This is a genomic window from Gordonia otitidis NBRC 100426 (assembly GCF_000248075.1).
Classification (GTDB): domain Bacteria; phylum Actinomycetota; class Actinomycetes; order Mycobacteriales; family Mycobacteriaceae; genus Gordonia; species Gordonia otitidis.
This window is the reverse complement of sequence record NZ_BAFB01000165.1, coordinates 1-2818: the sequence shown is the minus strand read 5'-3', so window position 1 is coordinate 2818 and position 2818 is coordinate 1. Positions and strand designations below refer to the sequence as shown.

Below are 2818 nucleotides of genomic sequence, written 5' to 3'. Positions count from 1 at the left end.
GATCGGCCGCAGGCCAGAGCTTTGCGACTTCGGAGACGTCCATCTCCTCGGTCTGCACGCCGACCTCGCGCTGCGCGGCAAGGCTTTTCCTGAGGTTGTCGACGTTCGCCTCCCCGACACCGACCACGTAGCCGGTCTGCCGGAAGCCTATGTCGGTGCCGAAGATCTCCTCGGCCTTCTCGAAGACCTCGAGGCCGGTCGCGGCCATCGCCGCCAGGGAACTGACCCCGTAGTGGCAGCGCACGATGCCCGACGACTTGCCGGTCATGCCACCGCCGACGGTGTCCCGTTCGCAGACAACGACATCGGTGATACCGCGCTGCGCCAGGGCCCATGCCGTGGCGACGCCCTCGAGTCCGCCACCGATGATGACGATCGACGCGGTCTGGGTGCTCATAGCCCGGCCCCCGTTCCCGGAATCCAGCTGGTGCCCGCGAGCGGGACGCGAGCCATCGCCGACGCCTCTATCGTGATGGCGACCAGGTCCTCGGGCTCGAGATGCTGCAGGTGCGCCTTACCGCAGGCACGCGCGATGGTCTGGGCTTCCATGGTCATGACCCGCAGGAAGTTGGCAAGGCGTCGACCGCCCTCGACGGGGTCGAACCGCGCCGACAGCTCGGGATCCTGGGTGGTGATGCCCGCGGGATCGCGTCCGTCCTGGAAGTCGTCGTAGAAGCCCGCGGCCGATCCCAGCTTGGCGTACTCGTTGGAGTATCGGGGATCGTTGTCGCCGAGCGCGATGAGCGCCGCCGTTCCGATCGCGACGGCGTCGGCGCCCAGTGCCATCGCCTTGGCGACGTCAGCACCGTTGCGGATGCCGCCCGAGACGATGAGCTGGACCTCACGGTGCACACTGAGTTCCTGCAGCGCCTGCACGGCCTGCGGGATGGCCGCCAGGGTCGGGATGCCGACGTGTTCGATGAAGACGTCCTGGGTCGCGGCGGTGCCACCCTGCATGCCGTCGACGACGACGACGTCGGCGCCGGAGTGCACGGCGAGCTTGACGTCGTAGTAGGTCCGTGTGGCACCGACCTTGACGTAGATCGGCTTCTCCCAGTCGGTGATCTCGCGCAGCTCGTTGATCTTGATCGCGAGATCGTCGGGGCCGGTCCAGTCGGGGTGACGGCATGCACTGCGCTGATCGATGCCCTCGGGCAGCGTGCGCATGGCGGCCACACGCTCGGAGATCTTCTGCCCCAACAGCATTCCGCCACCGCCGGGCTTCGCTCCCTGACCGAGCACGACCTCGATCGCGTCGGCCTTGCGCAGGTCGTCGGGGTTCATGCCGTAGCGCGACGGAAGATACTGATAGACAAGGTTCTTCGACTGCCCGCGTTCCTCAGGCGTCATGCCGCCGTCACCGGTGGTGGTCGACGTGCCGACCTCCGACGCACCGCGGCCGAGAGCCTCCTTCGCCCCGGCGGACAACGCGCCGAAGCTCATTCCGGCGATGGTGACCGGGGTCTGCAGGTGCAGCGGGAATTTGGCGTTGCGGGTCCCCAGCTTGACGTCGGTGTCGCAGCGTTCGCGGTACCCCTCGAGCGGGTAGCGCGACATGGATGCGCCGAGGAAGAGCAGGTCGTCGAAGTGAGGCAGTTTACGCTTGGCACCCCAACCGCGGATGTCGTAGATTCCGGTTTCTGCGGCGCGCTGGATTGCGGCGATCGTGTTGCGGTCGAAGGTCGCCGACTCGCGTAGGCCGCGCTGGGAGTTGCTGAGATTGGTCATGGGATTCTCCTTGTGCTGGTCGAGCCGCCCCCGAGGGCGTGCAGCGCGACCGGCTCAGTAGGCCGAAGAGTTGTCGACGTGGAAGTGGTAGAGCTCGCGCGCTGAGCCGTAGCGGGTGTACTTTGTGGGGTCGTCGTCCTTGAAACCGGCGGCCTTGAGCAGTCCGGCGAGTTCTTCGAGGTGTTCGGCCCGCATCGGTTTGACGATGCAGTCGGCGCCGAGCGAGGCAACCGAACCGCGTACGTAGAGGCGTGTTTCGTAGATCGAGTCGCCAAGCCCCTGGCCTGCGTCGCCGCGGACCACCATGCGCCCGGCTTGCGCCATGAACGCGCTGTTGTGGCCGACGTTGCCGCCCACGACGATGTCGACGCCCTTCATCGAGATGCCACACCGCGCTGCGGCGTCACCCTCGATGACGAGCAGCCCACCGTGTGCGGTGGCGCCGGCGGACTGCGACGCGTTGCCCTTGACGACGACGGTGCCGCTCATCATGTTCTCGGCGACGCCGGTGCCCGCGTTGCCGTTGATGATGATTTCCGCCTGCTGGTTCATGCCTGCGGCGTAGTAGCCGACGTGACCGTTGACGGTGATCTTGACGGGTGCGTTGACCCCGGCGGCCACGCTGTGTGCGCCGTGCGGGTTGTCGATCACCACCTCGCCGGACACATCGCCGTGCAGAACCGAGTTCACGTCACGCAGTGGAGTGGTGTCGAGGTCGAAATGCAGGTCGCTCATGGGGATCTCCGTGGACGGGGGTGTGGACGGGGGGGCTGTCAGCGTGTCCATGCGTAGACCACCTCGGGCTCTGGTTCCCAGATGCGGGCATCGTCGACGCCGGGAAGATGGGCAAGGGCGCGATACTCACTGGCCATGGCCACCCAGTCGGGTGTCTCGGCGATCACGGCAGGCTTGCAGGCGATGGCGTCACGGACCACGGCGAAGGAGTCGCGGTTGGAGACCACGAGGGTGTAGAAGCCGTCGAAGGTGGCGCACACCTCCTTGAGTGCGGTCTCGACATCCTTGCCCTGCGCTAGTTGGTGGGCGACGAAGCGTGCGCCGACCTCGGTGTCGTTCTCGCTGTCGAAGTGCA

Annotated in this window: 4 protein-coding genes; all 4 read right to left on the bottom strand. The window is 66.7% G+C overall.

The features are described 5' to 3' along the window. Nucleotides 1-397: NAD(P)/FAD-dependent oxidoreductase (locus GOOTI_RS16200; RefSeq protein WP_007239692.1), on the bottom strand; the 397-nt coding region annotated here is incomplete at its 3' end. After that, nucleotides 394-1728, bottom strand: a complete 1335-nt coding sequence (locus GOOTI_RS16195; protein WP_007239691.1) for an FMN-binding glutamate synthase family protein — start codon at nt 1726-1728, stop codon at nt 394-396. The genes GOOTI_RS16200 and GOOTI_RS16195, both read right to left, overlap by 4 nt. A gap of 54 nt (nt 1729-1782) precedes the next feature. Next, nucleotides 1783-2514 (bottom strand): GltB/FmdC/FwdC-like GXGXG domain-containing protein, encoded by a 732-nt coding sequence (locus GOOTI_RS16190; protein WP_007239690.1) that lies wholly within the window; start codon nt 2512-2514, stop codon nt 1783-1785. Then, nucleotides 2502-2818 (bottom strand): class II glutamine amidotransferase domain-containing protein (locus GOOTI_RS16185; protein ID WP_007239689.1); only part of this gene is annotated, 317 nt, incomplete at its 5' end. The genes GOOTI_RS16190 and GOOTI_RS16185, both read right to left, overlap by 13 nt.